At 57.0% G+C, this 5157-nt stretch carries 2 rRNA genes; both read left to right on the top strand.

Features of this window, described 5'->3' with window-relative positions:
• Positions 1 to 103 precede the first annotated feature (103 nt).
• Positions 104 to 1622, top strand: a 16S ribosomal RNA gene (locus tag HQ603_RS18670).
• Positions 1623 to 1977: 355 nt separating this feature from the next.
• Positions 1978 to 5115, top strand: a 23S ribosomal RNA gene (locus tag HQ603_RS18675).
• Together the 16S and 23S rRNA genes form the textbook arrangement of a ribosomal RNA operon.
• Positions 5116 to 5157 lie beyond the last annotated feature (42 nt).

A 5157-nucleotide genomic window follows, 5' to 3' on the forward strand; every position in this document is an offset into this window, starting at 1 on the left:
TTTGTCAGTACATTTTTGTGTGCTGGCGTGAGTTTTATTGCTGGATTTGGCTCTCTAGTTTTCATTGGCTGCTCGGTTTCTGCTGGGTGGTCGATAAGAGTCTTCAACGGAGAGTTTGATCCTGGCTCAGGACGAACGCTGGCGGCGTGCTTAACACATGCAAGTCGAACGGTAAGGCCCTTCGGGGTACACGAGTGGCGAACGGGTGAGTAACACGTGGGTGATCTGCCCTGCACTTCGGGATAAGCCCGGGAAACTGGGTCTAATACCGGATAGGACTGCGCGGTGCATGCCGTGTGGTGGAAAGATTTATCGGTGCAGGATGGGCCCGCGGCCTATCAGCTTGTTGGTGGGGTAATGGCCTACCAAGGCGACGACGGGTAGCCGGCCTGAGAGGGCGACCGGCCACACTGGGACTGAGACACGGCCCAGACTCCTACGGGAGGCAGCAGTGGGGAATATTGCACAATGGGCGCAAGCCTGATGCAGCGACGCCGCGTGAGGGATGACGGCCTTCGGGTTGTAAACCTCTTTCAGCAGGGACGAAGCGCAAGTGACGGTACCTGCAGAAGAAGCACCGGCCAACTACGTGCCAGCAGCCGCGGTAATACGTAGGGTGCAAGCGTTGTCCGGAATTACTGGGCGTAAAGAGCTCGTAGGCGGTTTGTCGCGTCGTCTGTGAAAACCAGCAGCTCAACTGTTGGCTTGCAGGCGATACGGGCAGACTTGAGTATTTCAGGGGAGACTGGAATTCCTGGTGTAGCGGTGAAATGCGCAGATATCAGGAGGAACACCGGTGGCGAAGGCGGGTCTCTGGGAAATAACTGACGCTGAGGAGCGAAAGCGTGGGTAGCGAACAGGATTAGATACCCTGGTAGTCCACGCCGTAAACGGTGGGCGCTAGGTGTGGGTTTCCTTCCACGGGATCCGTGCCGTAGCTAACGCATTAAGCGCCCCGCCTGGGGAGTACGGCCGCAAGGCTAAAACTCAAAGGAATTGACGGGGGCCCGCACAAGCGGCGGAGCATGTGGATTAATTCGATGCAACGCGAAGAACCTTACCTGGGTTTGACATACACCGGAAAGCCGTGGAGACACGGCCCCCCTTGTGGTCGGTGTACAGGTGGTGCATGGCTGTCGTCAGCTCGTGTCGTGAGATGTTGGGTTAAGTCCCGCAACGAGCGCAACCCTTGTCCTGTGTTGCCAGCACGTAATGGTGGGGACTCGCAGGAGACTGCCGGGGTCAACTCGGAGGAAGGTGGGGACGACGTCAAGTCATCATGCCCCTTATGTCCAGGGCTTCACACATGCTACAATGGCCGGTACAGAGGGCTGCGATACCGTGAGGTGGAGCGAATCCCTTAAAGCCGGTCTCAGTTCGGATCGGGGTCTGCAACTCGACCCCGTGAAGTCGGAGTCGCTAGTAATCGCAGATCAGCAACGCTGCGGTGAATACGTTCCCGGGCCTTGTACACACCGCCCGTCACGTCATGAAAGTCGGTAACACCCGAAGCCGGTGGCCTAACCCCTTGTGGGAGGGAGCCGTCGAAGGTGGGATCGGCGATTGGGACGAAGTCGTAACAAGGTAGCCGTACCGGAAGGTGCGGCTGGATCACCTCCTTTCTAAGGAGCACTTCTCGTGCCGGTACCGCCCACACAGGTGGGTGGGGAAGTACGCAGAGACCACGCCGGCCCCGTACGCGGGTCGGGTGGGAGCTCATGGGTGGAACACTGACAAATGAGAACCCGCATTGGTGGTCACGCTCTGTCGTGGCCGGCGGGTTCTATATCGATGCACTGTTGGGTCCTGAGAGAACACGCGAGTGTTTCCTCTCTGGCAAGAACGAATGCAGTGCCCGGATGTGTCATACCGCGGCGGAGGGTCCTTCTTCGGGAGGGTTGTCGGTCGGCTGGTGTCACGGTGAGTTCGGGTGGTGTGTGTTGTTTGAGAACTGCACAGTGGACGCGAGCATCTTTGTTGTAAGTGTGTAAGAGCGTACGGTGGATGCCTTGGCACCAGGAGCCGATGAAGGACGTAGGAGGCTGCGATAAGCCTCGGGGAGCTGTCAACCGAGCTGAGATCCGAGGGTGTCCGAATGGGGAAACCCAGCACGAGTGATGTCGTGTTACCCGCATCTGAATATATAGGGTGTGTGGAGGGAACGTGGGGAAGTGAAACATCTCAGTACCCACAGGAAGAGAAAACAACAGTGATTCCGTCAGTAGTGGCGAGCGAACGCGGAAGAGGCCAAACCATGTGCATGTGATACCCGGCAGGGGTTGTGCGTGTGGGGTTGTGGGGTTTGTCTTGTCGATTCTGCCGGATCGGCCGACAGTGAGAAATCGTGTGGTTAGTCGAAGTGGTCTGGGATGGCCTGCCGTAGAGGGTGAGAGTCCCGTAGACGAAAACTGTGCGACTGTCGTGATGAATGCCCAAGTAGCAGCGGGCCCGTGAAATCTGCTGTGAATCTGTCGGGACCACCCGATAAGCCTGAATACTCCCTGGTGACCGATAGCGGACTAGTACCGTGAGGGAAAGGTGAAAAGTACCCCGGGAGGGGAGTGAAATAGTACCTGAAACCGTGCGCTTACAATCCGTCAGAGCCTGCGAGTGACTGTGTTGCTGTGGGTGATGGCGTGCCTTTTGAAGAATGAGCCTGCGAGTCAGTGGTATGTGGCGAGGTTAACCCGTGTGGGGTAGCCGTAGCGAAAGCGAGTCCGAATAGGGCGACCGAGTCGCATGCTCTGGACCCGAAGCGGAGTGATCTACCCATGGCCAGGGTGAAGCGACGGTAAGACGTCGTGGAGGCCCGAACCCACTTAGGTTGAAAACTGAGGGGATGAGTTGTGGGTAGGGGTGAAAGGCCAATCAAACTCCGTGATAGCTGGTTCTCCCCGAAATGCATTTAGGTGCAGCGTCGCGTGTTTCATCCTGGAGGTAGAGCTACTGGATGGTCTAGGGGGCCCACAAGCTTACCGAAATCAGCCAAACTCCGAATGCCAGGATGTGAGAGCGCGGCAGTGAGACTGCGGGCGATAAGGTTCGTAGTCGAGAGGGAAACAGCCCAGATCGCCGGCTAAGGCCCCTAAGCGTGTACTAAGTGGAAAAGGATGTGAAGTCGCGAAGACAACCAGGAGGTTGGCTTAGAAGCAGCCACCCTTGAAAGAGTGCGTAATAGCTCACTGGTCAAGTGATTTTGCGCCGACAATGTAGCGGGGCTCAAGTACACCGCCGAAGCCGCGGCACTCACATGTATCCCGTCCGATCCTCATGGGGGTCGGGCCAGGTGTGTGGGTGGGTAGGGGAGCGTCGTGTGGCCGGGGAAGCGCCGGAGTGATCCAGGTGTGGAGGCCACGCGAGTGAGAATGCAGGCATGAGTAGCGAAAGACGAGTGAGAAACTCGTCCGCCGAATGACCAAGGGTTCCTGGGCCAGGTTAATCCGCCCAGGGTGAGTCGGGACCTAAGGCGAGGCCGACAGGCGTAGTCGATGGACAACGGGTTGATATTCCCGTACCCGTGTATCCGCGCCCATGACGAATCAGGAGTACTAACCGTCCAGATCTTCCGTGAGCACCTTCGGGTGCCTGGTGGAGTGATGCACGGGACCTTTCCTGGTAGTAGTCAAGCGATGGGGTGACGCAGGAAGGTAGCTGGGCCAGTCAGTGGTTGTACTGGTGTAAGCCTGTAGGGCGAACGGTAGGCAAATCCGCCGTTCATGAGCCTGAGAGGTGATGCGTAGCCGAATGAGGCGAATTCAGTGATCCTATGCTGCCGAGAAAAGCCTCTAGTGAGTTGGTACACGGCCCGTACCCCAAACCGACACAGGTGGTCAGGTAGAGAATACCAAGGCGATCGAGAGAACTATGGTTAAGGAACTCGGCAAAATGCCCCCGTAACTTCGGGAGAAGGGGGACCCCTGCTGGTGATCACTCTTGCAGTGTGAGCTGGTGTGGGTCGCAGAGACCAGTGAGAAGCGACTGTTTACTAAAAACACAGGTCCGTGCGAAGTCGTAAGACGATGTATACGGACTGACGCCTGCCCGGTGCTGGAAGGTTAAGAGGACCGGTCAGCCACCCTTGTGGTGGCGAAGCTGAGAATTTAAGCCCCAGTAAACGGCGGTGGTAACTATAACCATCCTAAGGTAGCGAAATTCCTTGTCGGGTAAGTTCCGACCTGCACGAATGGCGTAACGACTTCTCAGCTGTCTCAACCATAGACTCGGCGAAATTGCATTACGAGTAAAGATGCTCGTTACGCGCGGCAGGACGAAAAGACCCCGGGACCTTCACTACAGCTTGGTATTGGTGTTCGGTTCGGTTTGTGTAGGATAGGTGGGAGACTGTGAAGCATGCACGCCAGTGTGTGTGGAGTCGTTGTTGAAATACCACTCTGATCGTATTGGATACCTCAACCTCGGACCATGATCTGGTTCAGGGACAGTGCCTGGTGGGTAGTTTAACTGGGGCGGTTGCCTCCCAAAATGTAACGGAGGCGCCCAAAGGTTCCCTCAGCCTGGTTGGCAATCAGGTGTCGAGTGCAAGTGCACAAGGGAGCTTGACTGTGAGACTGACAGGTCGAGCAGGGACGAAAGTCGGGACTAGTGATCCGGCACCGGCAAGTGGAAGCGGTGTCGCTCAACGGATAAAAGGTACCCCGGGGATAACAGGCTGATCTTCCCCAAGAGTCCATATCGACGGGATGGTTTGGCACCTCGATGTCGGCTCGTCGCATCCTGGGGCTGGAGTAGGTCCCAAGGGTTGGGCTGTTCGCCCATTAAAGCGGCACGCGAGCTGGGTTTAGAACGTCGTGAGACAGTTCGGTCTCTATCCGCCGCGCGCGTGAAGAAACTTGAGGAAGGCTGTCCCTAGTACGAGAGGACCGGGACGGACGAACCTCTGGTGTGCCAGTTGTTCCACCAGGAGCACTGCTGGTTGGCTACGTTCGGAAGGGATAACCGCTGAAAGCATCTAAGCGGGAAGCCTGTTCCAAGATGAGGTTTCTCACCCCCCAGAGGGGGTAAGGCCCCCGGCAGACCACCGGGTTGATAGGCCAGAACTGGAAGCCCAGCAATGGGTGCAGGTGACTGGTACTAATAGGCCGAGGACTTACCACGAAGAAGCTACGCGTCCACTGTGCAGTATCTGAAACAACACAC

This window comes from Rhodococcoides corynebacterioides, assembly GCF_019834675.1.
GTDB lineage: Bacteria > Actinomycetota > Actinomycetes > Mycobacteriales > Mycobacteriaceae > Rhodococcoides > Rhodococcoides corynebacterioides_A.